This is a genomic window from Falsiroseomonas ponticola, from assembly GCF_016805305.1.
Classification (GTDB): Bacteria; Pseudomonadota; Alphaproteobacteria; order Acetobacterales; family Acetobacteraceae; genus Falsiroseomonas; species Falsiroseomonas ponticola.
Genome location: NZ_JAERQN010000005.1, coordinates 282,582 through 308,753, shown reverse-complemented (window position 1 = coordinate 308,753; position 26,172 = coordinate 282,582). Strand labels below are relative to the sequence as shown.

The 26,172-nt window shown below is 70.4% G+C and carries 22 protein-coding genes and 1 pseudogene; 8 read left to right on the top strand and 15 right to left on the bottom strand.

What is annotated here, in order from left to right; genetic code table 11:
• Nucleotides 1–5 precede the first annotated feature (5 nt).
• The gene (locus JJI54_RS17030) at nucleotides 6–935 is read left to right on the top strand and encodes a sugar kinase (RefSeq protein WP_203074211.1); all 930 of its coding nucleotides are present in this window, start codon (nucleotides 6–8) and stop codon (nucleotides 933–935) included.
• On the opposite strand, the gene JJI54_RS17025 is transcribed toward JJI54_RS17030, so the two are convergent.
• The 8 genes from JJI54_RS17025 to JJI54_RS16990 all read right to left on the bottom strand — a co-directional run bounded on the left by JJI54_RS17025 (nucleotide 936) and on the right by JJI54_RS16990 (nucleotide 10,594).
• Complete coding sequence (locus JJI54_RS17025) at nucleotides 936–1,433, bottom strand: GNAT family N-acetyltransferase (RefSeq protein ID WP_203074210.1); 498 nt, start codon at nucleotides 1,431–1,433, stop codon at nucleotides 936–938. It lies immediately after the preceding gene.
• Between the two features lie 89 nt (nucleotides 1,434–1,522).
• Nucleotides 1,523–3,028: a M81 family metallopeptidase gene (locus JJI54_RS17020; protein ID WP_203074209.1), complete on the bottom strand. Its 1,506-nt coding sequence runs from the start codon at nucleotides 3,026–3,028 to the stop codon at nucleotides 1,523–1,525.
• 4 nt (nucleotides 3,029–3,032) lie between these two features.
• Nucleotides 3,033–4,271, bottom strand: coding sequence for a Zn-dependent hydrolase (locus JJI54_RS17015; RefSeq protein WP_203074208.1), 1,239 nt, complete (start codon nucleotides 4,269–4,271; stop codon nucleotides 3,033–3,035).
• Nucleotides 4,268–5,563, bottom strand: coding sequence for an ArgE/DapE family deacylase (locus JJI54_RS17010; RefSeq protein ID WP_203074207.1), 1,296 nt, complete (start codon nucleotides 5,561–5,563; stop codon nucleotides 4,268–4,270). The genes JJI54_RS17015 and JJI54_RS17010 overlap by 4 nt, the downstream gene beginning before the upstream one ends.
• A gap of 11 nt (nucleotides 5,564–5,574) precedes the next feature.
• On the bottom strand, nucleotides 5,575–7,176 hold the full coding sequence (locus JJI54_RS17005; RefSeq protein WP_203074206.1) for an ABC transporter ATP-binding protein: 1,602 nt from the start codon (nucleotides 7,174–7,176) through the stop codon (nucleotides 5,575–5,577).
• On the bottom strand, nucleotides 7,173–8,006 hold the full coding sequence (locus JJI54_RS17000; RefSeq protein WP_203074205.1) for an ABC transporter permease: 834 nt from the start codon (nucleotides 8,004–8,006) through the stop codon (nucleotides 7,173–7,175). Before JJI54_RS17000 ends, JJI54_RS17005 begins: the two co-directional genes overlap by 4 nt.
• Entirely contained in the window at nucleotides 8,006–8,989 is a 984-nt protein-coding gene (locus tag JJI54_RS16995; RefSeq protein WP_203074204.1) for an ABC transporter permease, read from the bottom strand. Before JJI54_RS16995 ends, JJI54_RS17000 begins: the two co-directional genes overlap by 1 nt.
• A 3-nt stretch (nucleotides 8,990–8,992) precedes the next feature.
• On the bottom strand, nucleotides 8,993–10,594 hold the full coding sequence (locus JJI54_RS16990) for an ABC transporter substrate-binding protein (protein ID WP_226381833.1): 1,602 nt from the start codon (nucleotides 10,592–10,594) through the stop codon (nucleotides 8,993–8,995).
• Between the two features lie 89 nt (nucleotides 10,595–10,683).
• Here JJI54_RS16990 and JJI54_RS16985 point away from each other — a divergent pair, with 89 nt between their 5' ends.
• From JJI54_RS16985 to panC, 3 genes are all read left to right on the top strand, one after another.
• The gene (locus tag JJI54_RS16985) at nucleotides 10,684–11,715 is read left to right on the top strand and encodes a histone deacetylase family protein (RefSeq protein WP_203074203.1); all 1,032 of its coding nucleotides are present in this window, start codon (nucleotides 10,684–10,686) and stop codon (nucleotides 11,713–11,715) included.
• Between the two features lie 32 nt (nucleotides 11,716–11,747).
• Nucleotides 11,748–13,256 carry a YifB family Mg chelatase-like AAA ATPase gene (locus JJI54_RS16980; RefSeq protein WP_203074202.1) on the top strand — a complete coding sequence of 503 codons (1,509 nt, stop codon included), beginning with the start codon at nucleotides 11,748–11,750 and terminating at the stop codon, nucleotides 13,254–13,256.
• 78 nt (nucleotides 13,257–13,334) lie between these two features.
• The gene (gene panC / locus JJI54_RS16975) at nucleotides 13,335–14,174 is read left to right on the top strand and encodes a pantoate--beta-alanine ligase (protein ID WP_203074201.1); all 840 of its coding nucleotides are present in this window, start codon (nucleotides 13,335–13,337) and stop codon (nucleotides 14,172–14,174) included.
• On the opposite strand, the gene JJI54_RS16970 is transcribed toward panC, so the two are convergent.
• On the bottom strand, nucleotides 14,158–14,526 hold the full coding sequence (locus JJI54_RS16970) for a YraN family protein (protein ID WP_203074200.1): 369 nt from the start codon (nucleotides 14,524–14,526) through the stop codon (nucleotides 14,158–14,160). The genes panC and JJI54_RS16970 overlap by 17 nt on opposite strands.
• Nucleotides 14,527–14,564: 38 nt before the next feature.
• On the opposite strand from JJI54_RS16970, the gene ggt reads away from it, so the two are divergent.
• Both ggt and JJI54_RS16960 read left to right on the top strand, forming a co-directional pair.
• Complete coding sequence (gene ggt, locus JJI54_RS16965; RefSeq protein WP_203074199.1) at nucleotides 14,565–16,244, top strand: gamma-glutamyltransferase; 1,680 nt, start codon at nucleotides 14,565–14,567, stop codon at nucleotides 16,242–16,244.
• Between the two features lie 28 nt (nucleotides 16,245–16,272).
• Nucleotides 16,273–16,737, top strand: coding sequence for a CreA family protein (locus tag JJI54_RS16960; RefSeq protein ID WP_203074198.1), 465 nt, complete (start codon nucleotides 16,273–16,275; stop codon nucleotides 16,735–16,737).
• 148 nt (nucleotides 16,738–16,885) lie between these two features.
• Here the strand turns inward: JJI54_RS16960 and JJI54_RS16955 are convergent, their stop codons facing one another.
• From JJI54_RS16955 to JJI54_RS16930, 6 genes are all read right to left on the bottom strand, one after another.
• On the bottom strand, nucleotides 16,886–17,920 hold the full coding sequence (locus tag JJI54_RS16955) for an ABC transporter ATP-binding protein (RefSeq protein WP_318987524.1): 1,035 nt from the start codon (nucleotides 17,918–17,920) through the stop codon (nucleotides 16,886–16,888).
• Nucleotides 17,913–18,917 carry an ABC transporter ATP-binding protein gene (locus tag JJI54_RS16950; protein ID WP_203074196.1) on the bottom strand — a complete coding sequence of 335 codons (1,005 nt, stop codon included), beginning with the start codon at nucleotides 18,915–18,917 and terminating at the stop codon, nucleotides 17,913–17,915. Before JJI54_RS16950 ends, JJI54_RS16955 begins: the two co-directional genes overlap by 8 nt.
• Nucleotides 18,917–19,840, bottom strand: a complete 924-nt coding sequence (locus JJI54_RS16945) for an ABC transporter permease (RefSeq protein ID WP_203074195.1) — start codon at nucleotides 19,838–19,840, stop codon at nucleotides 18,917–18,919. Before JJI54_RS16945 ends, JJI54_RS16950 begins: the two co-directional genes overlap by 1 nt.
• Nucleotides 19,841–19,843: 3 nt before the next feature.
• Nucleotides 19,844–20,827, bottom strand: coding sequence for an ABC transporter permease (locus JJI54_RS16940; RefSeq protein WP_203074194.1), 984 nt, complete (start codon nucleotides 20,825–20,827; stop codon nucleotides 19,844–19,846).
• Between the two features lie 64 nt (nucleotides 20,828–20,891).
• Nucleotides 20,892–22,502: an ABC transporter substrate-binding protein gene (locus tag JJI54_RS16935; RefSeq protein WP_203074193.1), complete on the bottom strand. Its 1,611-nt coding sequence runs from the start codon at nucleotides 22,500–22,502 to the stop codon at nucleotides 20,892–20,894.
• 96 nt (nucleotides 22,503–22,598) lie between these two features.
• Nucleotides 22,599–23,672, bottom strand: coding sequence for an AI-2E family transporter (locus JJI54_RS16930; protein ID WP_226381832.1), 1,074 nt, complete (start codon nucleotides 23,670–23,672; stop codon nucleotides 22,599–22,601).
• Between the two features lie 131 nt (nucleotides 23,673–23,803).
• On the opposite strand from JJI54_RS16930, the gene otnI reads away from it, so the two are divergent.
• Together otnI and JJI54_RS16920 are read left to right on the top strand one after the other, a co-directional pair.
• Nucleotides 23,804–24,583, top strand: coding sequence for a 2-oxo-tetronate isomerase (otnI, locus tag JJI54_RS16925; protein WP_203074191.1), 780 nt, complete (start codon nucleotides 23,804–23,806; stop codon nucleotides 24,581–24,583).
• Between the two features lie 619 nt (nucleotides 24,584–25,202).
• Nucleotides 25,203–26,117: pseudogene (locus tag JJI54_RS16920) on the top strand (2-hydroxy-3-oxopropionate reductase); the annotation flags it as partial.
• Between the last annotated feature and the right edge of the window lie 55 nt (nucleotides 26,118–26,172).

The window sequence follows — 26,172 nt, the reverse complement described above, 5'->3', positions numbered from 1 at the left end:
CCGCCATGCCGGACATCCTGTGCCTGGGCGAACCCATGCTGGAATTCAACCAGCTTCCCCCGGGGACGGATGGGCGCCGCCTCTACCTGGAAGGCCATGGCGGGGATGCCGCCAATGCCGCCGTGGCCGCCGCGCGCAGCGGCGCCGATGTCGGCATGGTCACCGCCCTGGGCGACGATGCGGCCGGGGAGAGCTTCCGCGCGCTGTGGGCGATGGAAGGCGTGGATGCCAGCACGGTGCGCACCGACCCGGATGCGCCCACCGCCGTCTACTTCGTCAACCATGACGAGGCCGGCCACCACTTCACCTTCCACCGCAAGGGCAGCGCCGCCAGCCGCCTGCGGCCCGGCGACCTGCCGGAGGACGCGATCCGCCGCGCGCGGGTGCTGCACCTCTCGGGCATCAGCCTCGGCATTTCCGACAGCGCCTGCGACGCCGCCTTCCGCGCCATGGAGGTCGCGCGCAGCGCCGGCGTCACCGTCAGCTTCGACACCAATCTGCGCCTCCGCCTCTGGCCGCTGCGCCGCGCCTCCGCCTGCATCCACACGGCGCTGGGGCTGTCGGACCTCTGCTTCCCCAGCCTGGACGATGCGCGCCAGCTGACCGGGCTGCACGAACCCGAAGCCATCGCCGATTTCTACCTGGCGCTCTGCCCGCTGGTGATGCTGAAGCTCGGCCCGGATGGCGTGATGGTCGCCACGCGCGAAGCCCGCGCGACGATCGAGGGTTTCGCGGTGGAGGCGGTGGACGCCACCGGCGCGGGCGATACCTTCGCCGGCGCCTTCCTGGCCCGCGCCGTGGCGGGCGACGATGTCTGGCAGGCCGCGCGCTACGCCAATGCCGCGGCCGCCCTGTCCACCACCGGCTACGGCGCCGTCGCCCCCATCCCGACCGCGGCGGAGGTCAACGCCTTCCTCGCCACGCGCGGCGGCTGATCAGCCGCCGAGCGGCAGGATGTGGGTCGCCCCCTTCTCCCGCACCGCGCGCAGGAAGCCGCAGGCCTCGTAGAAGGCGAAGGCCGAGGCCGGCGCACGGACGCGAAGCCGGGGATAGCCGGCTTCCGTCGCCGCCGCGACGATGGCGCCGAGCAGCGCGCGCCCCGCGCCCGCCCGGCGGGCCGAACGCCGGATGTAGAAGCGGCGCACGCGGCCGACCACGTCATCCCCCGCGAAGGGGTCGCGCGTCAGCCCGCCCAGGCCGACCAGGCCATTCGGCCCCTGCAGGGCGAACAGCGCCTCCCCCCAGCCGTCGAAGCGGATGGTGCCCGCCTCCCAATCCTCCCGCAGCACCGCCAGCATCCGCTCCCCGCTGGCATGCGCATCCGCCGCCAGCTCCGCGAAGCCCTCCGGCAGCTGCACGACGCGCGCGATGCGCAGCGCCGTCCCGCCGGGGACACCGATCTCGGTAGGGGCCGGGCGGGCGGGGCGGAACACGGGCGGGGTCCTTTGCGGGCGATGCGCGGCGATCGGGATCACCGGCGCAATTGGGGGCGGGAAAGCGGCGACACCAGGGTGGGAAGCGATCATGCGGTCCGTCGGTTGTCCCCGGGGCGCAGCCTGAGCCCCGGCCGGAGGTTGGTGAAGGGCAGCGTGGCGGGGTCCGCCACCACGGGGCCGGGCGCGGCCACCACCAGCACGGCTTCGGCAATCGGCTGGAAATCCGCGCGGAAATGCACGGAGGACTTCAGCGCCAGGATGCGCTGGGCGGAGGGTTCGATGCCCACATGCCGGAACAGCGCCTGGTCATAGGCCTGCATCTTCCGGCTGGTCACGATCACGCGAATGCCGGGCGCGGGGCTGACCAGCGCGGTCGGGCCGAGATCCGCCCAGTTCCCGCCCGCCATCGGCCCCGTGCACATGAAGCCGCCATCGGTCAGCTTCAGCACCCGCGCCTGCACCGCGATCGGCGCGCCATCCGACTTGCCGCCGAGGCTGAGCGGCACCAGCGCGCCCTCCCCGGCCGCGTGGCAGGCGCTGGCGCTCTCCGCATCGTTGATCAGCGCGAGCACGGCGCCTTCCGCGCGCTGCGCGATGAGTTCGGCCAGCAGCCCGGTCGTGTCGCCATGCCCGCCGCCGCCGGGATTGTCCTGCGTATCGGCCAGCACGATGGGCTTGCGTGCCTTGTCCGCCAGCTTGATGGCCTTCGCCACGCCTTCCTTCGCCGCCAGGATATCGGGCGTGAAGGCGGCTTCCCGCGCCTTGAGGTCGGCCAGCAGCCCATCCGCCGCCGCATCCGCCCGCGCCTGGTCCACCGCGAAGGCCGCGATGCCGACGCCGCAATCCGGGAAATCCGCATAGGGGAAGCCGAAGCAGAGGCCGAGTTCGGCGACCTCCGTCCGCGAGGCCAGCGCGGCCCGCGCCGCCATGGCATCCGCCATGGGCGGCACCAGCGTGCATTGCCCGGTGATCGGGATCAGGTAGTCCAGCTGCCGAAAGGCCTTGGCGAAGGGCCGGCCGAGCCTGATGCGCTCCAGCAGCAGCTTCATCGCCCGCGCGCCGGCCTCCTTCATGTCCACATGCGGGTAGGTGCGGAAGGGCGCCAGCGCATCGGCATGCTGCACCATCGCCGCCGTCAGGTTGCAATGCGGGTCGAGGCTGGCGGTGATGGGCACGTCGGGGCCGAGGATCGCGCGGGCGCGGCGCAGCAGCTCCCCCTCCGCATCCGGGAAATGCTCCGCCACCATGGCGCCATGCAGGTCGAGGTAGAGGCCATCCAGCGGGCCCTCCTCCAGCGCGGCCTGGAGGTCATGGAAGATCAGCGCCGCCAGCCGCTCGAAGGCCTCCGCCGTCACCGGCCCGGCCGGATTGGCGAAGCCCCAGGAGAGCGGCGCGAGGGTCACGCCCGCGGCCTCCGCCGTCCTGATCGCGCCCGCCGCCGGCACGGCGGAGGGGCGGAGCGTGTCCAGCAGCGTGGCCGGCCGCTGCACCGCGGGCCAGCCGCCGGGCGCCAGGAAATCCGCCCAGGTGGTCGGGATGGGCGCGAAGGAATGGCTTTCGTGCAGGAAGCCGCCGATGGCGATGCGCGTCATGCCCTCACCCCTTCGCCACGCCGGCGGTGGCGAGCACCGCATCGGCCAGGACCAGCAACCCGGCTTCCGCCCATTCTGGGGTGATGCTCTCCGCCTCGTTGTGGCTGACGCCACCATGGCAGGGCACGAAGATCATCACACTGGGCACGCGCCGGGCGCAATAGACGGCGTCATGGCCGATCGCGGTCGGCATCTCCTGGTGCGGAATCCCGCGGGCAACCGCGGAATCCCGCAGCCTGCCCACCAGCCCGGCATCGAAGGGGGTGGCCGGCGAGATCCAGAAATCCGCGACCTCGATCGCGATCCCGGGCCGCCGCGCGCCGATGGCGGCCGCTTCCGCCCGCAACCCGGCGGCGAGTTTCGCCAGGTCATCCTCATGGTCATGGCGGGTGTCGAGGCTGAACCAGACACGGCCGGGCACCACGTTGCGGCTGTCCGGATGCACCGTGACGCGGCCCACCGTGGCGCGGGCGCCGGCTTCCAGCGCCAGGCGCTCGATCGCCGTCATCATCTCGGCCGCCGCCATCATGGCGTCGCGCCGCCCGGCCATGGCGCTGCCGCCATGCGCCTCCTCCCCCGTCACCGTCACCTCGAACCAGTGCTGCGCGAGCGCATGGGTGACGATGCCGAGGTCGAGGCCGAGCCTCTCCAGCACCGGGCCCTGCTCGATATGCAGCTCGAAATAGGCGCCGAGGCCCTGCAGCGCGGCGGGATCGGCGCTGCCGGCCCAGCCGATGCGCGCCAGCTCGCCCCCGAAGGTGGCGCCGCTGCTGTCCTGCTTGGCCAGCACCTCGGCTTCCGTGAAGATGCCCATGGCCGCGCCGCTGCCCATCATGGGCGGGGAGAAGCGGGCCCCTTCCTCATTGGTCCAGTTCACCAGCGTGACGGGCGCCTCCGTCGCCACCCCCGCCTCGTGCAGCGCGCGCAGCACCTCCAGCCCCGCCAGCACGCCGAGCACGCCGTCGAACTTTCCGCCGGTCGGCTGGGTGTCGAGGTGGCTGCCGATGGCGACCGGCTTGCGCGAGGGATCGCGACCGGGGCGCGTCAGCACCATGTTGCCGAGGCGGTCGAGCGTCAGCGTCGCGCCGGCGGCTTCCGCCTGGCGCTGCAACAGCGCGCGCGCCTGGCCATCCAGGTCCGTCAGCGTCTGCCGGTTGCAGCCGCCCTTGGCCGTGCCGCCGATGGCGGCGAATTCCATGAGGCTGTCCCAGAGCCTCGCGCCCGAAGGCCGGAAATTGCTCACAGCTTCTCCACTCCGCACCAGCCCGCCATCGTCACCGCGATGGTCCGCGTGATGTCGTGCATGCTGTCCATGCCGACGCTTTCATCGATGCCGTGGATGTCCTGCGCATCCGGCCCGAAGCACGCGACAGGCGTGCCCTGGTAGAGCTGGAAGAAGCGGCCATCCGTGAGGCCCGTGGCGGGGTAGTGCCGAAGCTCATGCCCCGTCAGATCGGCGTAACTTGTTGCAGCCATGCGAACGATCGGCGCCTGCATGTCGAAGACGCAGGGATCGGCCATGAAGCCCTGGAAGGCGAGCTTCACCTTGGCCCCCTTCATCGCCGCGTCGCCGCGCGCCTCCTCCACGATGCGCTCGATATCGGCGCGCACGTTGGTCGCGGTGTTCCCCATCATGACGCCGACCCGAAGCCCGAGCTTCGCGCGCGTCGGCACGGAGGAATTCCACTCGCCGCCCTCGAAGGTGCCGAGGTTGACGTTCACGGGGTGGTTCACGCCGCGGAAGCTCGGATGGATGCGGGCGCCGTCATTCATCTCGCGCTCATAGGCCTCGAAGCGGCGCCACACCGCCATCGCGGCCTCCACCGCGTTAACCCCTGCCTGCTTGTCGCGCACATGCGCGGGGCGGCCCGTCACCGTCACCCAGGCCCAGACCACGCCGACCTCCGCGGAATAGAGCGCGGGCAGGCCCGGCCCGGGTTCGGGGATGATGACGGCATCGGCCTTGGGCATCGCGACCATGCAGGCCAGCGCGCCATTGCCGGTGCATTCCTCCTCGATCACGGAGTGCATCTGCACCTCCGCGGCGGGCTGCAGCCCGGCCAGCTGCAGGGCGCGGAAGGCCGTGAGGTAGCTGACGATGCCGGCCTTCATGTCCCCCGCGCCGCGGCCATACATGCGGCCGCCGCGGATGGCGGGCTCATAGGGCGGCGTGGTCCATTCATCCTCCGCCCCTTCCGGCACCACATCCACATGCCCCTGCAGCACCAGGCTGCGGCCCGTGGCCTGGCGGGGGCGATGCACCGCCACGATGTTGTCGCGCCCGGCATAGGGGATCAGCGGCGGCGAGAAGCCGGGATGGCCTTCCAGCTTCGCCACATCCGTCGGCACCGCGAAGGGCTTGAGGCCCAGCGCCTCATATTGCCGCCCCATCTCCGACAAGGCCGAGTGTTCATTGCCCAGCGTCGAGGGGCAGCGCACCAGGCGCATCAGCACCTGCTCGGCCTCCGCCCGCAACTGGTCGCAGGCCTCCAGGATGGCGCGGCGGGCACCGGGGTCGAGCACTGGTTCGGTCATGGGAAGTCCCGTCAGAAGGTGGGCGGAGTCCAGCCCCGCCCGGGGATGCTGTCCAGCAGCGCGCGCGTATAGCTGTGCTGCGGATTGCCGAAGACCTCCGCCGTCGGCCCCTGCTCCACGATCGCGCCGCGCTGCATCACGGCGATGCGATCGCAGACCTGGGCGGCCACGCGAAGGTCGTGGGTGATGAACAGCATGGTCAGGCCGAGCCTGGCGCGGATTTCCGCCAGCAGCGCCAGCACCTGCGCCTGGACGGAAACATCCAGCGCCGAGACCGGTTCATCCGCGATCAGCAGTTCCGGCTCCATGGCCAGCGCGCGGGCGATGCCGATGCGCTGGCGCTGCCCGCCGCTGAATTCATGCGGGAAGCGGTCCATGGCGCCGTCATCCAGCTTCACCAGCCGCAGCAGGTCCCGCGCCCGGTCCAGCGCCTTGTCCCGCGCCTCCCCATGGGTGATGGGGCCCTCCGCGATGATCTCGCCAACGCGTCGCCTTGGATTCAGGGAGGCATAGGGGTCCTGGAACACCATCTGGATGCGCTTGCGGAAGGGCTTTCGCGCGCTGCGCGACAGCGGGCGGAGGTCCTGGCCGTGGAAGAGCATCTGCCCCGCCTCCGGCCGCACCAGATCCACCACGCAGCGCGCCAGCGTCGACTTGCCGGAGCCGGATTCACCAACGAGACCCAGCGTCTCGCCGCGCTTCAGCGTGAAGTCGGCGTCATGGACCGCCTTCACCAGGGCGCGGGCGCCGAACCAGCCGCCGCGGGTGTAGGTCTTCGCCAGGCCCTTCGCTTCCAGCACCGTCTCCGTCGTGACCGGGGCGCGGGCTTCGGCGGGAGCGCCATGGGGAACGGCGGCGATGAGGGCCTTGGTGTAGTCGTGCCGGGGGTTGTTCAGCACCTCCGCCGCGGCGCCCTGCTCCACGATGCGGCCGCGCTGCATCACCGCGACGCGGTCGGCGATCTCCGCCACCACGCCGAAATCATGGGTGATGAACATGACCCCCATGCCCTTGCGCGACTGGATCTCCCGCACCAGGCGAAGGATCTGCATCTGCGTCGTCACGTCGAGCGCCGTGGTCGGCTCATCCGCGATCAGCAGCGCCGGTTCCAGCGCCAGCGCCATGGCGATCATCACGCGCTGCCGCTGCCCGCCCGAAAGGCGGAAGGGATGCGCGCGGGCGATGGCGGCGGGGTCCGGCAGGTTCACGGCGGCCAGCAGTTCCGGCACGCGGTCGCGCGCGCGGCGCTTCTCGCCATGGACCGCCAGCGCCTCCGCGATCTGGTCGCCGACGCGCATCAGCGGGTTCAGCGCCGTCATCGGTTCCTGGAAGATCATCGCCATCCGGCTGCCGCGCAGCGCGCGGAGCTGTTCCGGCGATTGCGCCGTCAGCTCCGTGTCACCCAGCCAGATGCGCCCTGCCTTGCGCGGCAGCGTCTTCGGCAGCAGCCCCATCACGGCATTCGCCGTGATCGACTTGCCCGATCCGGACTCCCCGACGACGCAGACGATCTCGCCGGGATCGACGGTGAGGTCGATGCCCTCCACCGCATGCGGCCGGTCCCCGCCGGGCGGCAGGGCCACGGTGAGGCCCTCGACGCGAAGCAGGCTCATGTGCGCCTCCCCGCCAGGCGCGGGTTCAGCGCGTCCGACAGCCCCTCCCCCACCAAATTCAGCGCCAGCACCGTCAGGAAGATCGCCACGCCGGGAAAGACGCTCATCCACCAGGCCAGCCGGATCACGCTGCGCCCCGACCCGATCAGGAATCCCCAGGTCATGAGGTTCGGATCACCCAGGCCGAGGAAGGACAGCGCGCTTTCCAGCAGGATCGCATTCGCCACCATGAGCGACGACAGCACGATGATCGGCGACAGCGCATTGGGCAGGATGTCCCCCACCACGATGGACAGCCTCGACTTGCCCAGCACCTCCGCCGCCTGCACGAATTCCCGCGACCGCAGCGAGAGGAACTCCGCCCGCACCACGCGCGCGACGGGCGGCCAGGACACCACCGCGATGGCGAAGACGACCGAGGAAATCGTCGGCGTGAAGATTGCCACCAGCAGGATCGCCAGCACGAAGCTCGGGATGGTCTGGAAGAACTCGGTGAAGCGCATCACCAGGTCGTCCACCACGCCGCCGACATACCCCGCCAGCGCCCCCAGCGAGACCCCGAGCGCCAGCGCCACCACCGTGCTGACGGCGCCGACCAGCAGCGAAATGCGCGCCCCATGCGCGATCCCCGCCGCCACGTCCCGGCCGAGGCTGTCGGAGCCCAGCAGCATGTCCATCTCGCCCGGCGGCATGAAGGGCGCGGCCACCATGTCCCAGGGCGTGCCGGGGAAGATCACATCCGCCAGCGCCGCCACCGCGAAGACCAGCGCCAGCACGACAACCCCCACCACCGCGCCCTTGTTGCGCGCGAAGCTGCGGAAGAAGCTCATCACGCGACCTCCACGCGGGGATCGACCACGGCGTAGAGCAGGTCCGTCAGCAGGTTGAACAGCACCACCATGACGGAGGTCGCGAAGAAGACGCCCATCAGCACGGGATAGTCGCGCGCCAGCAGCGCCTCGAAGGCCAGGCGCCCGATGCCCGGCCAGGCGAAGACCGTCTCCACCAGGATCGATCCGCCGATCAGCTGCCCCGCCTGGATGCCCGCGAAGGTGATGACGGGCAGTAGCGCGTTCCGCAGCACATGCCGCCGCACCACCTGCCCCTCCGGCACGCCCTTGGCCCGCGCCGTCTTCACGAAATCCTGGTCCGCCACTTCCAGCATGGTGGCGCGGGTGAGGCGCGCATAGACCGCCATGTAGAACAGCCCGAGCGTGAGCGCCGGCAGCAGCAGGTGCTTCGCCACATCCAGCACCAGCGCGATGCCGGCCAGGTTGGCGCCCACGCTCATCATCCCGAAGCTCGGCAGCCATTCCAGCCAGACGCTGAAGAACAGCACGAGCATGAGGCCGACCCAGAAGAGCGGCGTCGCATAGAAGGCCAGCGCCAGCACGGTGATGACGCTGTCCGCCCAGCTGCCGACCCGCCGAGCCGCCAGCGTCCCGAGCGTGATGCCTGATGTGATGGCGAAGGCGAAGGCCGCCCCCGTCAGCAGCAGCGTCGCCGGCAGCCGGTCCATGATGAGCGTCGCCACCGGCATCTGCTGACGGTGGCTGAAGCCGAGGTCCAGCGTCAGCACGCCCTTCACATAGATCCAGAGTTGGACATGCAGCGGCTGGTCCAGCCCGAACTGCGTCCGAAGCTGCTGCAGGAAGCGTTCATCCGCCGCGCCGGACTGCCCGGCGATGACGGAGGCCGGGTCCCCCGGCGCCGCATGGATCAGGAAGAAGTTGCAGACGACGATCGCCAGCACGACGATCGCCGCCTTCACCAGACGTTGCGCGAGGAACCCCGGCAGCTTCGCGGGATCCATCCCTCAGGCTGTCAGGAACACGTCGTCGTAGCTGGCATGCACGCCGGTGCCGAGCCGGACCGCATTCTGCACGCGCTTGTCGTGGATGGTCGGGAAGGCCATTTCCATCAGCCAGATCTGCGGCACTTCCTCCACCAGGATCTTCTGCACCTCGCTGAAGGCCACGCGGCGCTGTTCCGCCGTCTGGCCATCCCGCGCGGCCGCGAACAACTGGTCCACCCGCGGGTTGGAATAGCCGCCCGTGTTGGTGAAGGTCACGCGCTGGATGTTGGAGGAGACATAGGTCCGCTCCACGCCCAGCGTCGGGTCGCCGAACTGGTAGACGAAGTTGATCGACGTCTCGTATTCCCAGGCCCCGATCCGCCGCGCCCAGCTGCCGGCATCGGTGCTCTCCAGCTCCAGCTGGATGCCGACCTGGCGGAGCGACTGGCGGAGATATTCCGCGAGCCGCGTCCAGACCTCGCCATAGGGCAACACCAGGTGCTTGATCGTGGCGCGCACGCCCTGGGCGTTCGGCCGCAGCCCGGCCGCATCCAGCAGTTGCATCGCCGCGCGGGGGTCGAAGCCCGCGATGCGGGCACTCGGATCGTGGAACTTCGTCGTGCTGGCCACGGGGTTCGTGGCCGGCTTGCCGATGTTGAACCACAGCCGCTGCGCGATGAAGTTGCGGTCGATGGCGCGGCTGATCGCCTGGCGCACCCGCACATCGCCGAGCGGCGCGACGCGGTGGTTCGTCTCGATCCAGGACAGGGGAGAGAAGTATTCCCACCCCGTCGTCAGGACTTCCAGGTTCGGCCGCGCGCGCAGCGCGGGGGTGTCGAAGGGCTCGATGTCGCCGGCCGCCGTCATCAGCACCTGGCCCGTCTCCAGCGCCAGGCGGCGGCTCTGGCTGTCCGGCACGATGCGGTAGATGATCGCATCCAGATAGGGCTGGCCCGGCTTCCAGTAATCCGCGAAACGCTCCAGCCGGATGAAGTTGCCGCGCTGCCATTCGGCAAAGCGGAAGGGCCCCGTGCCCACCGGGCGCTGCACCGCCGGCGCCGTGCGATAATCCTGCCCGTCGAACAGATGCTTCGGCACGATGGCGCAGGCCGTCACGTCGAACATCAGCAGGAAGGGCTCGAAGGGCGCCTTCAAGGTCAGCACGACGGTATGCGGATCCGGCGCCTCCGCCTTGTCGATGCGCTGGAAGATGGCCCGCGCGCGGGGCGCCACCTCCATGTGGAACTTCATGATGGAGAAGATGACGTCATCCGCCGTCATCGGCGTGCCGTCATGGAATTTCACGTTGTTCCGCAGCTTGAAGGTATAGGTCAGCGCGTCGGGGCTGATGGTCCAGCTTTCCGCCAGCTCCGGCAGCGGCTCCAGCGTCGGGCTGAACTTCACCAGGCCCTGGAAGATCTTGCCCGCCGCGATCAGCGTCGGCCCCTGGTTGTTCACGCCGATCTGCAGCACCGGCGGCTCCGGCTGCAGGATCGTGGTCAGCGTGCCGCCCCGGCGGGGCGCGATGCCCTGCGCCAGCGCATCCTCCACCCGCATGAGCGTCGGACCCATGCCGGCAAGGCCGGCGGAGGCAGCCATCAGGCCGCGGCGCGAGATGCTCATTCGGTGAAGTCTCCCAACCCTGCCCGCGAACGCTAGACCGCGGCGCCGCGCATGGACAAGGCCACGAAACGCCACCTACCGTCGGGGCCATGAAAACCTTCGCCCATCCTGCCCAGGAATTGCACAGCCCGCGCTTCTTCCTGATGCGCGGCCAGGTGCGCCCGAATTTCGAGGTTCCGGCCCGCGCGGCTTCCCTCCTCGAAGGCCTGCACCACCTCGGCCTGCCGCCAGAAACCCCGCCCGATGCATCGCGGGCGGCGCTGGAGGCCGTGCATCCCGCCGCCTTCCTGGATTTCCTGCGCGATGCCCCCGCGGAATGGGCCGCGCTGCCCGGCGCGGGGCCGGAGATCGTGGCGAATGTGCATCCGAGCCCGGAGATGCTGGCCCAGGGCGCGCCCTGCCCCAGCGGCCTGATCGGCCGCATCGGCTGGTACACCGCCGACACCGCCTGCCCGATCGGCCCCGGCACCTGGGCGGCGAGCCTCGGCGCCGCCGCCTGCGCCCTGGCCGCGGCGGGGGAAGCCGCCGCCGGCCGCACCGCCTATGCGCTGTGCCGCCCGCCCGGCCACCACACCTATGCGGCGCGGGCCGGCGGCCATTGCTACCTCAACAACGCCGCCATCGCGGTGGAGGCGCTGCGTCGCGCCGGCGCCGCGCGCGTCGCCGTGCTCGACATCGACAGCCACCATGGCAACGGCACCCAGGGCATCTTCTGGGAAAGGCCCGATGTCCTCACCGTCTCCGTCCATGGCGACCCCACGGGCTACTACCCCTGGTATGTCGGCTACGAGGGCGAGCGCGGCGGCGGCGCGGGCCTCGGCTGCAACCTGAACCTGCCGCTCACCCACGGCTCCGGCGACGCGCCCTGGCTGGCGGCGGTGGAGCACGGCCTGGCCGCCATCCGCCAATTCGGGGCGGAGGCGCTGGTCGTCTCGCTCGGCTTCGATGCCAGCGAGCATGAGCCGCTGAACGCGCTGTCCGTCACGGAGGACGGCTTCGCCCGCGCCGGCGCCCTGATCGCCAAGGCCGGGCTGCCGAGCGCGATCGTGCAGGAGGGCGGCTACAATGTGGACCTGCTGGGCACGCTGCTCGTCCGTTTCATCAGCGGATGGAACGGTTGATCCGGGGCTGATTTTCATCAACCCTCGGGCGAATGAGCACGATCGCCCGGATCCAGACCTTCGCCTTCAGCGGCGTCGAAGCCCTGCCTGTGGAGGTCCAGGTCCAGATCGCGCCCGGCCTCCCCGCCTTCCTGGTCGTCGGCCTGCCGGACAAGGCCGTCGGCGAATCCCGTGAACGCGTCCGCGCCGCGCTGACGGCCATCGGCCTGTCCCTGCCGCCGAAGCGGGTGCTGGTGAACATGGCGCCCGCCGACCTGGCGAAGGAGGGCAGCCATTTCGACCTGCCCATCGCGCTCGGCGTGCTGGCGGCGATGGAGATCCTGCCGCGCGACGAACTCGCCGATTTCGCGGCCCTCGGCGAATTGGCATTGGACGGCACGCTCGCCCCGGTGGCCGGCGTGCTGCCCGCGGCGATGGCGGCCAGCGCCCGCGAACTCGGCCTGGTCTGCCCGGAACGCCAGGGGCCGGAGGCCGCCTGGGCCGGGCGCATCCAGGTCCTCGCCCCGCCCGACCTGCCCGCGCTGATCAACCATTTCCGCGGCACCCAGACCCTCTCCGCCCCCTCCCCGCCCCGGCTCGATCACCGCGTCCAGGCCGCGCCCTGCCTCAGCGAGGTGCGCGGCCAGGAAAGCGCCAAGCGCGCGCTGGAGATCGCGGCCGCCGGCGGCCACAATTTGCTGATGGTCGGCCCGCCAGGCGCCGGCAAATCCATGCTCGCCGCGCGCCTGCCCGGCCTGCTGCCGGACCTCACGCCGGCGGAGGCGCTGGACGTCTCCCTCGTCCATTCCGTCGCGGGGATGCTGGAGGATGGGCTGCTGCTGCGCCGTCCCCCCTTCCGGGAGCCGCATCACAGCGCCTCCGTCGCGGCTCTTGTCGGCGGCGGCCACCGCGCGCGGCCCGGGGAGATCAGCCTGGCGCATCTCGGCGTGCTGTTCCTGGACGAGTGGCCGGAATTTCCGCGGCCGGCGCTGGAGGCGCTGCGCCAGCCCATGGAGACGGGGCGCACCACGATCAGCCGCGCCAATGCGCACGTCACCTACCCCGCGCGCTTCCAGTGCATCGCGGCGATGAACCCCTGCCGCTGCGGCCATCTCGGCGATCCCGCGCGGGAATGCGCCAAGGCGCCGGGCTGCGGCCAGGACTACCAGATGCGCCTCTCGGGGCCCCTGCTGGACCGCATGGACCTGACGATCGAGATCCAGCCCCTGCCCCCCGCCGAACTCGCCCGCGCGCCGATTGGCGAGAAGTCCGAGATTGTTGCCGCGCGCGTCGCCGCCGCGCGGGACCGCCAGCGCGTCCGCGGGGGCGCGCGCTGCAACGCGGAGGCCGAATGGGACGCGCTGCAATCGACGGCCGAGTCCGAGGCGCTGACGCTATTGGAAACCGCCAGCACCCGACTCCGCCTCTCGACGCGCGGCACCGTCCGCGCGCTGCGCGTCGCCCGCACCATCGCGGACCTCGCGGGCCTGCCGCGCACGGCGCGGGCCCATGTCGCGGAGGCGCTCGCCTTCCGGCACCGGATGCCCGGGCGGAATGGGTGATCCGCGCCCCGCACCCTTGCCGCGCCGCACCCGCCACACCCACTCTCCCGCGCAACAAGCCCGGGAGCAGCCATCACCATGCGGGTCATCCGCGACCTTGCGGCCTTGCGCGCCGCCACCGCCGCCTGCCGCATGCAGGGCCAGCGCCTCGCCCTCGTCCCCACCATGGGCGCGCTGCATGACGGCCATCTGGCCCTGGTGACGGAAGCGCGCCGCCATGCGGAGGCCGTGATCGTCTCCATCTTCGTCAACCCGCTGCAATTCCTCCCGACCGAGGACCTCGACCGCTATCCCCGCGACGAGGATGGCGACCTGCGCAAGCTGGAATCGCTCGGCACCGACCTGGTCTGGATGCCCGGCGTGCCGACCATGTACCCGCCCGGCGCCGCCACCACGATCGAGGTCACCGGCCCCGCCCAGGGCTTCGAGGGCACCGCCCGCCCCGGCCATTTCCGCGGCGTCGCCACCGTCTGCACCAAGCTCTTCAGCCAGACCGGCGCGGATGTCGCGGTGTTCGGGGAGAAGGACTGGCAGCAACTCCAGGTGGTGAAGCGCGTGGTGGCGGATCTCGACCTGCCCATCCGCATCATCCCGCATGAGACCGTCCGCGAAGCCGATGGCCTCGCCCTCTCGTCGCGCAACATCCGGCTCAGCCCATCCGAACGCGCGCTGGCGCCGCTGCTGCCGAAGCTGATGCGCGAATCGCTCGACCGCATCGCGGCCGGTGCGCCGGCCGATCCGGTGCTGAGCGACGCGCAGGACCAGCTCCGCGCCGCCGGCTTCGCGCCGGACTACCTGGCGCTGGTGGAGCCCGAGACGCTGGCCCCCTGGCAATCCGGCCCTGGCCGGCTGCTGGCCGCGGCGCGGCTCGGCGATGTGCGGCTGCTGGACAACATGCCGCTCACCACTGGCGGATGACGTCGGCGATCCGCCGCACCCGCCCCGCGCCATCCACCAGCAGCAGGTCGAAGCGCACGCCCTGCGCCCCATGGCCGGGATTGGCCGCCATCCAGGCCTCCCCGGCCGCCAGCAGCCGCGCCTGCTGGCGGGGGCCGAGCGCCACCGCGGCCTCCCCCAGCGTGGCGCGCGCCTTCACCTCGACGAAGACCAGCAGCCCGTCCCGCTCCACCACCAGGTCGATCTCCCCGACCCCGGTGCGCACGCGCCGCGCGACTTCGGAAAAACCCTCGGCCGCCAGCGCCGCGCTGGCCTGGCTTTCGGCGTGCCGGCCCCGCCCCTCGGAGGCCCGGCGCATGACGGGATCGCGCATCGTGTCCTAGGCTATCCCCGCCACACGCGGTGAACGAGATGCGATTCGTCCTGCTCTGCCTGCTCGCCCTGGCGATCCCCGCCCAGGCGCAAACCCCGGCCCGCCGCCACATGGCCGCCACCGCCAGCCCGCCCGCCACGGAAGCCGCGCTGGAGATCCTGCGCGCCGGCGGCAGCGCCACGGATGCCGCCATCGCCGCCGCGGTGATGCTAACGCTGACGGAACCCCAGGCCGCCGGCATCGGCGGCGGCGGGCTGATGCTGCACTACGACAGCGAAAGCCAGGCCGTCACCGCCTGGGATGGGCGGGAGACCGCCCCCGCCGCCGCCACGCCCACGCTGTTCCTGCGCCCCGATGGCACGCCCATGCCCTTCGCCCAGGCGATGGAGGGCGGCCGCAGCGTCGGCGTGCCCGGACTGCTCCGCATGCTGGAGGCCGCCCACCGGGAACACGGCAAGCTGCCCTGGGCGCAGCTGATCGCCCCCACCATCCGCCTTGCCGAGCAGGGTTTCCGCGTGCCCCGCCGCATGTCGGCCGCCGCCGCCGCGAATGCCGAAAGCCTGCGGCGCGACCCCGGCGCGCGGGCCTATTTCTTCGACGCGGAGGGCAACGCCCACCCGCCCGGCACCCTCCTCCGCAACCCGGCGCTGGCCGCCACGCTCCGCGCCGTGGCGGTGGAGGGCGCGGATGCCTTCCATCGCGGCCCCATCGCGCAGGACATCGCCATCGCCGTGCAGGGCCACGCCAATCCCGGCGGCATGACGGAAGCCGATATCGCCGCCTACCAGCCCCGCCGCCGCGACCCCGTCTGCGCGCCCTATCGCGTGTACCGCCTCTGCGGCATGGGCCCGCCGAGCTCCGGCGCCGTCGCGGTCGGCCAGATCCTCGGCCTGCTCGAACACTTCGACCTCCGCGCCCTCGCCCCCGGCAGCCTCGACGCCGCGCATCTGATCGGGGAGGCCTCGCGCCTCGCCTTCGCCGACCGCAACCTCTACTTGGCCGACGAGGATTTCATCCGCGTCCCCGTCCGCGGCCTGCTCGACCCCGGCTACATCACCAGCCGCGCCCAGCTGATCGACCGCGACCGCGCCATGCCCCCGCCCCGCGCCGGCAACCCGCCCTGGCGGGACGCGGCGCTGGCGCCGCAGGAGAACGACTACGAGGCCGGCACGAGCCACATCACCGTGGTCGATGGCTGGGGCGACATCGTCTCCATGACCACGACGATCGAGGCCGTGATGGGCGCCCGCATCCTCGTCCGCGGCTTCCTGCTGAACAATGAGCTGACGGATTTCAGCTTCCTCCCCGAAGCCGATGGCCGCCCCGTCGCCAACCGCGTCGAGCCCGGCAAGCGCCCCCGCTCCTCCATGTCCCCCACCATCGTGCTGGATGCCGGCGGCCGCGCCGTGCTGGCGGTGGGCTCCGCGGGCGGGGCCCGCATCATCGGCCATGTCGCCCAATCCCTCATCGCGATGCTGGATTGGAACCTTCCGCCGGCGGAGGCGCTGGCGCTTCCGCGCATCGGCGTGATCGGCACGGCGCTGACGGAGCTGGAGGCCGGCACATCAGCGGCCGCGCTGGCCCCCGCCCTGGAAGCCCGCGGCCACCGCCCCGATGTGCGCGTCATCGAATCCGGCCTTACCGCCATCCGCATCACGCCGAACGGCCTGCTCGGCGCCGCCGATCCCCGGCGCGAAGGCGTCGCGCTCGGTGACTGACCCCGGGCGATTGAAGGAGAACACGACCATGCGCGCCGCCATCCTGGCCGCCCTGCTGATGCTCCCGCTTCCCGCCCTGGCGGAGGAGACGCGGGAGGTGGGCCATGTGAACACGGCCATCACCAATCTCGGCCTGACGCGCAGCCACCGCGTGGTGGTGGAACGCTTCGACGATCCGGAGGTGCGCAACGTCTCCTGCTGGATCAGCCAGGCACGCACCGGTGGCCTGTCGGGCATGCTCGGCGTGGCGGAGGATCCCGCCCGCTTCGCCCTGAGCTGCGCCGCCACCGGCCCCGTCCAGATCCAGCCCGGCGCCCGCCGTGGCGAGCGCGGGGAGATGGTGTTCGAAAGCAACACCAGCCTGTTCTTCAAGGAGACGCGCGTGCACCGCTTCATCGATGAGGAGCGGAACTCGGTCGTCTACCTCGCCTGGAGCACCCGCCTGATCGACGGCAGCCCCTACAACGCGGTGGCAGTGGTGCCGGTGCGGTAGGGGCGCCCAAAGGCCAACGGCCCTTTCGCGTGGCCGCTCAGGGCCCCCTCAGACGCCGGGCGGAAACCTCCGGTTTCCTTGGCTTCGCGGCATAGGCCGCGGCGCCCATTCGGGCGCTCGGACCGGTCAAGAGACCGGTCCGCCGGTGCTACCCCACCGCCTCCACCAGCGGCGCGCCCATGCGGTCGCGCCCTTCCTCCACCGCGTGGCAGGCCACCAGCGTCTGCTCCGTGCCGCGCGCCGGCTTCATCGCCGGCAGCTCCGCCTTGCAGCGGTCATTCGCCAGCGGGCAGCGGGGATGGAAGGGGCAGCCGGTCGGCGGGTTGATCGGGCTCGGCACCTCGCCCCCCACCGGGATGCGCTGCCGCCCCGTCATCTCCAGGTCCGGGATCGCCTCCATCAGCGCGCGCGTATAGGGGTGGCGCGGCGTCTCGAAGAGCGTCTCCGCCGGCGCCAGCTCCACCAGCCGGCCGAGATACATCACGCCGACCCGGTCGCTGACCTGCCGCACCACCGCCAGGTTGTGGCTGATGAAGAGGTAGGTGAGCCCCAGCCGCTGCTGCAAATCCTTCATCAGGTTCAGGATCTGCGCCTGCACGGAGACGTCGAGCGCCGAGGTCGGCTCGTCGCAGACCAGGAATTCGGGGTTCGAGGACAGCGCGCGCGCGATGGAGATGCGCTGCCGCTGCCCGCCGGAGAATTCATGCGGGAACTTCGCGCCATCCAGCGGCGAAAGCCCCACCTGCGTCAGCAACTGCCCGACCCGCGCCTCGATCTCCGCCTTGTCCTTCATCAGGCCGAAGGCGCGGATCGGCTCCGCGATGATGTCCCGCACGCGCCAGCGCGGATTGAGGCTGGCATAGGGGTCCTGGAAGATCATCTGCATGCGGCGGCGCTGGGTGCTGTCCGCCCGTGCCTCCGCCAGGTCCTGCCCATCGAAGATCACGCTGCCGCGCGTCGGCTCATAGAGGCCGACGACCAGGCGCGCGACGGTGGATTTGCCGCAGCCGCTTTCGCCCACCAGCGACAGCGTCGTGCCCTTCGGGATCGCGAAGTTCACGCCATCCACGGCGCGCAGCATCCGCCTGCCCTCGCCGGCCAGCAGGCGCTGCAGCGGCGGGCGGGAGACGTCGAAGAAGCGCGCGACGTCGCGCGTCTCCAGCATCGGGGTCGCGTCAGCCACGGGCAGCACCCTCCGCCGCAGGCGCGCCATCGGCATAGAGCCAGCAGGCCGCCAGGTTGCCTTCCGCCGGCATCAGTTCAGGCCGCTCCACCCGGCAGCGGTCGAAGACGCGCGGGCAGCGCGGGTTGTAGGCGCAGCCCTTGGGGATGGCGGATAGCCGCGGCATGGCGCCATCGATCTGCTGCATCCGCTCCAGCCGCCGGCTGACCGGCGGGATCGATCCCATGAGGCCGGAGGAATAGGGATGCGCCGCGTGCTTCACCACGTTGCGCACCGCGCCGATTTCCACGATGCGGCCGGCATACATCACCGCGACGCGGTCCGCCGTCTCCGCGATCACGCCCATGTCGTGGGTGACGAGCATCATCGCCGTCCCCTTCTCCCGCGCCAGGCGCTTCAGCAGCGCGATGACCTGCGCCTGGATGGAGACGTCGAGCGCCGTCGTCGGCTCATCCGCCACGATCAGCTTCGGCTCGGCGCAGAGCGCGAGCGCGATCACCACGCGCTGGCGCATGCCGCCCGAGAATTCATGCGGGTAGCTGTCGATGCGCTGCGCGGCGGCGGGGATGCCGACCAGTTCCAGCCACTCGATCGCCTTGGCCCGCGCCTGTGCCGGGTTCAGCGGCAGATGCGTGGTCATGGTCTCGATCAGCTGCGCCCCCACGGTGTAGAGCGGGTTCAGCGTGGTCAGCGGGTCCTGGAAGATCGCGCCGATCTCCCGGCCCCGGATGCGGCGCAGTTCCTGGTAGGGCAGGTTGTCGATGCGCCGGCCCTGCAGCAGGATCTGCCCGCCGGCGATCCGGCCCGGCGGTTCCAGCAGGCCGATGATGGCGGCCCCGGTCATGGACTTGCCGGCGCCGGATTCACCGACCACGCCGAGCACCTCGCCCGGCGCGATGCTGAAGGACACGTCGTCGAGCGCGACCAGCAGGCCGCGCCGCGTCGGGAACTCGACCCGCAGGTTGCGGACCTCGAGGATGGGCTTGGTATCGGACATCAGCGGAGCTTCGGGTTCAGGGCGTCGCGCAACCAGTCGCCCAGCAGGTTGACGGACAGCACCAGCACGATCAGCGCAATGCCCGGGAAGATGGTGATCCACCACTCGCCGCTGAACAGGAAGTCGTTGCCGATCCTGATCAAGGTACCGAGGGAGGGCTGGGTCGGCGGCACGCCGACGCCGAGGAAGGAGAGCGTCGCCTCCGCCAGCACCGCGAAGCCGAGGTTGAGCGTCGCGATGACCAGCACGGGGCCGAGCACGTTCGGCAGCACATGCGTGATCATGATGCGGGACCGCGACAGGCCGATCACCCGCGCCGCCTGGACGTATTCCTTGTTGCGCTCCACCAGCGTCGATCCGCGCACGGTGCGGGCGAAGGACGGCCAGTTGGAGATGCCGATGGCGAAGATCACGACATAGAGCGCGATCTGGTCGTGCACCTCCCGCGGCAGCGCCGCGCGCACGACACCATCGATCAGCAGCGCCACCAGGATGGTCGGGAAGGTCAGCTTGATGTCGGCGATGCGCATCAGCACCGCATCCACCGTGCCGCCGATATAGCCGGCCGCAAGACCCACGGTGATGCCGACGGAGACGGAGAGCAGCACCGCGCAGAAGCCCACCAGCAGCGAGACGCGCGCGCCATACATGATGGCCGAGAGCACGTCCCGCCCCTGGTCATCGGTGCCGAGCAGGTAGACGGGGTCGCCCTCCTCCGTCCAGGCGGGCGGCTTGAAGGCGTCCATCAGCTGCAGCGACGCCAGGTCGAAGGGGTTGTGCGGCGCGATCCAGGGCGCCAGCACCGCGCCGCCGATGCAGATGAAGGCGACGATGGCGGAGGCCACCGTGATGGGCGACCGGGTGAAGGAATACCAGATGTCGCTGTCGAGGAAGCGCGCCACGGCGCCTTGCGTCTGGGCCATGGTTCAGTGTCCCCCCTTGCCGCCACCGATGCGCAGACGGGGGTCCACGGCGTAGTAGAGCAGATCGACGATCAGGTTGATGGTGACGAACATCAGCGCGATCAGCAGCAGGTAGGCGGACATCACGGGAATGTCGGCGGCGCCGACGCTCTGGATGAACAGCAGCCCCATGCCGGGCCACTGGAACACCGTCTCCGTCACGATGGCGAAGGCGATGATGGCGCCCAGCTGCAGGCCCGTGATGGTGATCACCGGCACCAGCGTGTTCTTCAGCGCATGGCCGAAATGGACGGCGCGGTTGGTCAGCCCCCGCGCGCGGGCGAACTTGATGTAGTCGGTGCGCAGCACTTCCAGCATCTCCGCCCGCACCAGGCGCATGATCAGCGTCAGCTGGAACAGGCCGAGCGTGATGGCCGGCAGGATCAGCGCCTTGAGCCCCGACCAGGTGCCGAGCCCCGTGCTCCACCAGCCCCAGCGGATCGTGTCGCCGCGCCCGAAGCTCGGCAGCCAGCCCAGCCAGACGCTGAAGGTCAGGATCAGCAGGATGCCGATCAGGAAGGTCGGCAGGGAGACGCCGATCAGGCTGAAGGTCAGGAAGAAGCGGCTGAGCCAGGAATTGCGATAGAGCCCCGTATAGACCCCCATCGGCACGCCGATGGCCAGCGCCAGCGCCGCGGCGCACAGCGCCAGCTCAAGCGTCGCCGGCGCGCGTTCCGCGATCAGATCCGCGACGGGGCGCGACAGGCGGTAGGACAGGCCGAATTCGCCCTGCGCCGCGTTCACGACGAATTTGAAGAACTGCACGAAGAAGGGCTGGTCCAGCCCCAGGTCGGCGATCAGCTGCGTGCGCTGCGCCTCCGTATAGTCCTGGCCCAGCATGATGGCGACCGGATCGCCCACATAGGCGAACATCGCGAAGGACAGCAGCGCCACCGTCAGCATGACGGGAAGCGCCTGCAGCACGCGGCTGACGATGAAGGCGAACAAGGGCGGAGGATTCCTTCAGACGGTCACGGGGCGCGCGCCGGATGGCACGCGCCCCGCGCCTTGGTCAATCGACGCGCGCGAAGCGGAAGAAGGGCTGGTTGTTCGCGGCGTGGGGGACGTGGACGTTGCTGCGCATCGCCCAGGGAATCATCTGGTGATGCAGCGGGATGTGGGGCACGTCCTCGCGGTACAGGCGCAGCGCCTCATGGATGGCGGCGGTGCGGCTTTCCCCCGTCTCGGTCTTCATGCGCTGGATCAGGGCGTCCATGCGCGGGTTGGAATAGCGGCCATAGTTCCAGATGCCGTCGCCCTGCGCGCCGTTCCGGGTGGCAACCAGCGACTGGAAGGAATAGAGCGCATCCAGCGCCGGCACGCCCCAGCCCAGCAGGTAGACGCTGACATCGTCGCGCTGGATCTGCGCGAAGAAGGGCGCCAGCGGCTGCGCGCGGACGCTGGTGCGCACGCCGATCCGCGCCCACATCGCCGCGATCGCCTGGCAGATCTGCTCGTCATTGATGTAGCGGTTGTTCGGGCAATCCAGCGTGATGCCGAAGCCCTGCGGGTAGCCGGCCTCCGCCAGCAGCGCGCGGGCGCGCGCGGGGTCGAAGGGCAGGCGCACATCCTCGGCCGCCGTGTAGCCGTTCACCTGCGGCGGGAAGAAGGTGCCCGTCGGCACGCTGAAGCCGCGCATCGTCGTGCGGTGGATCGCCTGGATGTCGATCGCGTGATACAGCGCCTGGCGCACCCGAAGGTCCTTCATCGGGTTGCGGCCGCGCACGTCGCTGTAGAGCAGCTCGTCCCGGTAGGTATCCATCGCCAGGAAGATGGTGCGGATCTCCGGCCCCTCCACCACGCGGATGTTCGGCGCGTTGCGCAGCCGGGCCAGGTCCTGCAGCGGCGGGTCGAGCACGAAGTCCACCTCGCCGGACAGCAGCCCCGCGATGCGCGTGGCGTCGGAGGCGATGGGCCGGAAGATCAGTTCCTGGATGTTGGCGTTGGTGTTGTCGGGCTCCCGCCAGCCATACCAGTCGTCGTTCCGGCGCATCACGGTGCGCACATCGCCCTCGCGCGACACCAGGCGGAAGGCGCCGGTGCCGTTGGCGTTGCGGACGGTGTGCATCTCCTCCCGCGCCCGCGTGTTCTGCGGGCGGACGGCGTTGTGCTTCTCGTGCCAGGAGCGGGAGACCATGTACACGGACGCCAGCTTGTTCGGCAGGATCGGGTCCGGGATCTTCAGCACGATATCGACGGTGAAGTCGTCCACCTTCTCCGCCCGCTCCACCGTATCGACGAAGATGCCGAAGTTGGAGGTCGGCGCCAGCGCGCGCTGGATGCTGAAGACGACATCGTCGGCGGTGAAGGCTTCGCCTTCATGGAAGCGGACGCCGGACCGCAGGTTGAAGCGCCAGCGCGTCGGCTCCACCGCCGTCCAGGCCGTGGCCAGGCCGGGGCGCAGCGAGAGGTCGGCGTTGCGCGTGATCAGCGTGTCGTACATCTGCTGCAGGATCATCGCGACCGTGCCGATGTTCTGGCTGTGCGGGTCGAGCGTGTTCGCATCCCCGCTGGCCGACCACCGCACGGTGCGGTTCTGCTGCGCCTGCGCGTCCCCGGCCCCCAGGCCGAGGCCCAGCCCGGCCCCCAGCAGGGCAGCCGCCGCCAACAACGTCCTTCGCATCACCCGGAAACTCCCCCGTTCGCATCGCGGATCACCGTCCGCGTCTGTGAAGCCCCGGTCATTATCCCGCCGCGATGGCAGGGGGAAGCCCGATGTTCAGGTCGGCCGGCCCGGAAGGCTGGCCGGCGCCCCGTCCTTTGCCCAATCCTTCAGCAGCGTATACCCGACCGCCAGCAGGACCGGCCCCAGGAACAGGCCGAGGATGCCGAAGGCGAAGACGCCCCCGATCGCCCCCAGCAGCGTCAGCAGCAGCGGCAGGTCCGCGCCGCGGCTGATCATCCAGGGCCGGATGAAGTTGTCGACGGAGGAGATGCCCCCCGCCCCATAGACCAGCATGAAGATGCCCCAGCCCGTCTGCCCCTGGGTGAACAGCCAGATGGTGGCCGGGATCCAGACCACCGGCGCCCCGATCGGCAGGATGGAGATGACCCCCGCCACCACCCCCAGCAGCACCGGCTGCGGCACCCCCGCGACCCAGAGGCCGAAGGTCGTCATCGCCCCCTGCACCACCGCGGTTCCGAGCAGCCCATAGACCACGCCCCGCGTCACATCCCCCGTCAACTGGATCAGCCGCCGCGTCCGCGGGCCCGCCAGCTTCTCCATCACCCGCTCCGCCTGCGCCGCCATGGCGGGGCCGTCCCGGTAGAAGAAGAAGGCCAGGAAGATCGCCAGCAGCAGCTCCGCCAGCCCGGACAGCACCGCCAGCAACATGGACAGCGCATTGGCGGCGATGGTGCCCGCGAAGGGCCTGACCGCGTCGAACAGCCCGCCGAAGGTGGAATCCCACCCCTCCAGGTAGCCCCGCAGCGTCTCCCCCACATAGGGCAGGGTGCCGAGCCAGGTGACCAGGTTGGGCAGCCCCTCCAGCAGCAGCCGCTCCACGCTGGCGCGCAGCGCCTCGATCTCCTCCCGGCTGGTCGGCGTGGCGAAGACGAGCGGCAGGCCGATCAGCACGAATTCCAGCAGCACCATCACCAGCGCCGCCAGGCCAGGGGACAGCCCCAGCCTTTCGCGCAGCAGCCGGAAGGCCGGCCAGGTGGTGAAGGCCAGGATCATCGCCCAGAGCAGGGCGGAGACGAAGGGCCGCAGCACCAGGAAGCAGCCCAGCCCCAGCACGCCCAGCGCCAGCAGCCCCAGCAGCCGCGCCGGTCGGATCGTTTCCTGGTCCATGGTCTCTCCGGGGTGGAAGGCCCAACCCATAGCGGAACCGCGGGCGCCGCGCAGCAACCCCGCCAGCCGCCGCCGGGCTTGCCGCGCCCCGCCCGCCGGGGCATCACGCCGCCAGGGACAGGAGACAGACCATGCCGCGCTTCGCCGCCAACCTCTCGATGATGTTCAACGAGGTTCCCTTCCTCGACCGGTTCGAGGCCGCGGCCAGGGCGGGCTTCAAGGCGGTGGAATTCCTCTTCCCCTATGAGTTCGCGGCCAGCGACATCGCCGCGCGGCTGCGCGACAACGGCCTGCAGCAGGTGCTGTTCAACGCGCCCCCCGGCGACTGGACGAAGGGGGAGCGCGGCCAGGCCGCCCTGCCCGGCCGCCAGGCCGAGTTCCGCGAGGGTTTTCGCCGCGCGCTCGACTACGCCGCGGCGCTGTCCTGCCCGCGCATCCATGTCATGTCCGGCCTGGCCCCCGCCGGCGTGGCGCATGACAGCATGACCGGCACGCTGGCCGCCAACCTGGCCTGGGCCGCCGAACAGGCGAACCCCGCCGGCGTGAAGCCGGTGATCGAGCCGATCAACCACCGCGACATCCCGGGCTTCTTCCTCAACACCCTGGCCCAGGGCGCCGCGGTGATCGAGGCCGTGGGCGCCGACAGGATCGGCCTGCAATTCGACCTCTACCATTGCCAGATCACCGAGGGCGACCTGGTCAAGCGGATCGAGAAGTACCTGCCCATCACCGCGCATATGCAGGTCGCCGACAATCCCGGCCGCAACGAGCCCGGGACCGGCGAGGTGAACTGGCCCTTCGTCTTCAGGAAGATCGACGAGCACGGCTTCCGCGGCTGGATCGGCTGCGAATACAAGCCGGCGGCGGAGACGGTGGCGGGCCTCGGCTGGTTCGCGCCGTACCGAACCTAAGCGACCAACGTGCCCAGCTGGTTTCCGCAAGTACTATTCCAGACTGTGCTGACCGTGGCAGTTGCGCTGGCAACGAGCCGCTGGTTCTGGCGCTTTCAGGCGCGTGGAAAGCGCCAGTCGGAGGTTGCCGAAGCGGCTTACGTAGCCTTTCAGGACATGCTCGACGTAGTCGAACACTGCCGCCTCGGCTCAAGTCGCTTACCGGTTCCGCACGCTGACTCACCGCCGGAGCTGATGGATGAGCCTACGGCCGGTAAAGAATTCTTCGGTGTTTACCGACGATTGCGTGCACACAGTGGGCGTTTCATTGAGATCCGGAAGCATAGGCTCTTGCTGGAGACCTATTTCGGCAGCGATGCAGCAGAGCCGTTCGCTGAGTTAGAGACGTATCTTCAGGACCTCTACGCTGCATGCAACCGAGGCATAGCGGCCTCCAAGACACTTGAAAGGCAATGGCCGGACGTCACAGACGCAATATTACACGCCAATCGGGACGCCGCATCTAAGTTGGATGAAGCATACGAATTCGTATTCGCAGACAGCAAGAGCCCCCGTGTGGTGAAGCTTCTAGAGGGCGCGAGAACGCTCGAGAAATTCGTTCGCAAAGCGACGCGATAAATTCAGTCAGCATGAGGAGAGTTATATGTCCAAGATTGGCTTCATTGGCCTCGGCATCATGGGCCGCCCCATGGCCGGCCACCTCAAGGCCGCGGGCCATGACGTCACGGTGTTGGAGCGGAAGTCGCTGACCGCCGAGGACCGCGCGAATTTCGCGGTCGCGCCGACCGCCGCCGCCGTGGCCGCGGGCGCCGAGATCGTCATCACCATGGTGCCCGACACCCCCGATGTCGAAGCCGTGCTGTTCGGCGCGGATGGCGTCGCCGCCGGCCTCAAGCCCGGCACGCTCGTCATCGACATGTCCTCGATCAGCCCGACGGCGACGAAGGTGTTCGCCGAGAAGATCAAGGCGCTGGGCGGCGAATACCTCGATGCCCCCGTCTCGGGCGGCGAGGTCGGCGCCAAGAACGCCGCGCTGACCATCATGGTCGGCGGCGCCCAGGCCAGCTTCGACCGCGCCCTGCCGGTCTTCGAGAAGATGGGCAAGAACATCACCCTGGTGGGCACGGAGAATGGCGCCGGCCAGACCTGCAAGGTCGCCAACCAAATCATCGTCGCGCTGACGATCGAGGCGGTGGGCGAGGCCCTCGTCTTCGCCTCCAAGGCCGGCGCGGACCCCGCCAAGGTGCGCCAGGCGCTGATGGGCGGCCTCGCCACCTCCCGCATCCTCGAACTGCACGGGGAGCGGATGATCAAGCGCACCTTCAACCCGGGCTTCCGGATCGAGCTGCACCAGAAGGACCTCTCGCTCGCCCTCTCCGCCGGCAAGGAACTCGGCGTCGCGCTCCCCAACACCGCCTCCACCGCCCAGCTCATGGCGGCCTGCGCGGCGATGGGGGGCGCGGCCTGGGACCATTCCGGCCTGGTGAAGGCGCTGGAGACGATGGCCGCCCACAAGGTGGCGCCGGACGCCTGAGCCCCCGGCCCGGTCTTGCATCCGGACCAATGCTGTGATTGGTCCGGATGCCTGG

What these genes read in the sequence shown, in the direction of transcription:
- JJI54_RS16945 (WP_203074195.1), bottom strand. Translation starts at nt 19,840, where the DNA reads ATGGCCCAGACGCAAGGCGCCGTGGCGCGCTTCCTCGACAGCGACATC.
- JJI54_RS16950 (WP_203074196.1), bottom strand. Translation starts at nt 18,917, where the DNA reads ATGTCCGATACCAAGCCCATCCTCGAGGTCCGCAACCTGCGGGTCGAG.
- JJI54_RS17005 (WP_203074206.1), bottom strand. Translation starts at nt 7,176, where the DNA reads ATGAGCCTGCTTCGCGTCGAGGGCCTCACCGTGGCCCTGCCGCCCGGC.
- JJI54_RS17020 (WP_203074209.1), bottom strand. Translation starts at nt 3,028, where the DNA reads ATGACGCGCATCGCCATCGGCGGCTTCCTGCACGAAAGCCATTCCTTC.
- JJI54_RS16930 (WP_226381832.1), bottom strand. Translation starts at nt 23,672, where the DNA reads ATGGACCAGGAAACGATCCGACCGGCGCGGCTGCTGGGGCTGCTGGCG.
- JJI54_RS17010 (WP_203074207.1), bottom strand. Translation starts at nt 5,563, where the DNA reads ATGACCGAACCAGTGCTCGACCCCGGTGCCCGCCGCGCCATCCTGGAG.
- panC (WP_203074201.1), top strand. Translation starts at nt 13,335, where the DNA reads ATGCGGGTCATCCGCGACCTTGCGGCCTTGCGCGCCGCCACCGCCGCC.
- JJI54_RS17030 (WP_203074211.1), top strand. Translation starts at nt 6, where the DNA reads ATGCCGGACATCCTGTGCCTGGGCGAACCCATGCTGGAATTCAACCAG.
- JJI54_RS16990 (WP_226381833.1), bottom strand. Translation starts at nt 10,594, where the DNA reads ATGAGCATCTCGCGCCGCGGCCTGATGGCTGCCTCCGCCGGCCTTGCC.
- JJI54_RS16935 (WP_203074193.1), bottom strand. Translation starts at nt 22,502, where the DNA reads ATGCGAAGGACGTTGTTGGCGGCGGCTGCCCTGCTGGGGGCCGGGCTG.
- JJI54_RS17000 (WP_203074205.1), bottom strand. Translation starts at nt 8,006, where the DNA reads ATGAGCTTCTTCCGCAGCTTCGCGCGCAACAAGGGCGCGGTGGTGGGG.
- JJI54_RS16985 (WP_203074203.1), top strand. Translation starts at nt 10,684, where the DNA reads ATGAAAACCTTCGCCCATCCTGCCCAGGAATTGCACAGCCCGCGCTTC.
- ggt (WP_203074199.1), top strand. Translation starts at nt 14,565, where the DNA reads ATGCGATTCGTCCTGCTCTGCCTGCTCGCCCTGGCGATCCCCGCCCAG.
- JJI54_RS16960 (WP_203074198.1), top strand. Translation starts at nt 16,273, where the DNA reads ATGCGCGCCGCCATCCTGGCCGCCCTGCTGATGCTCCCGCTTCCCGCC.
- JJI54_RS16980 (WP_203074202.1), top strand. Translation starts at nt 11,748, where the DNA reads ATGAGCACGATCGCCCGGATCCAGACCTTCGCCTTCAGCGGCGTCGAA.
- otnI (WP_203074191.1), top strand. Translation starts at nt 23,804, where the DNA reads ATGCCGCGCTTCGCCGCCAACCTCTCGATGATGTTCAACGAGGTTCCC.
- JJI54_RS16995 (WP_203074204.1), bottom strand. Translation starts at nt 8,989, where the DNA reads ATGGATCCCGCGAAGCTGCCGGGGTTCCTCGCGCAACGTCTGGTGAAG.
- JJI54_RS16970 (WP_203074200.1), bottom strand. Translation starts at nt 14,526, where the DNA reads ATGCGCGATCCCGTCATGCGCCGGGCCTCCGAGGGGCGGGGCCGGCAC.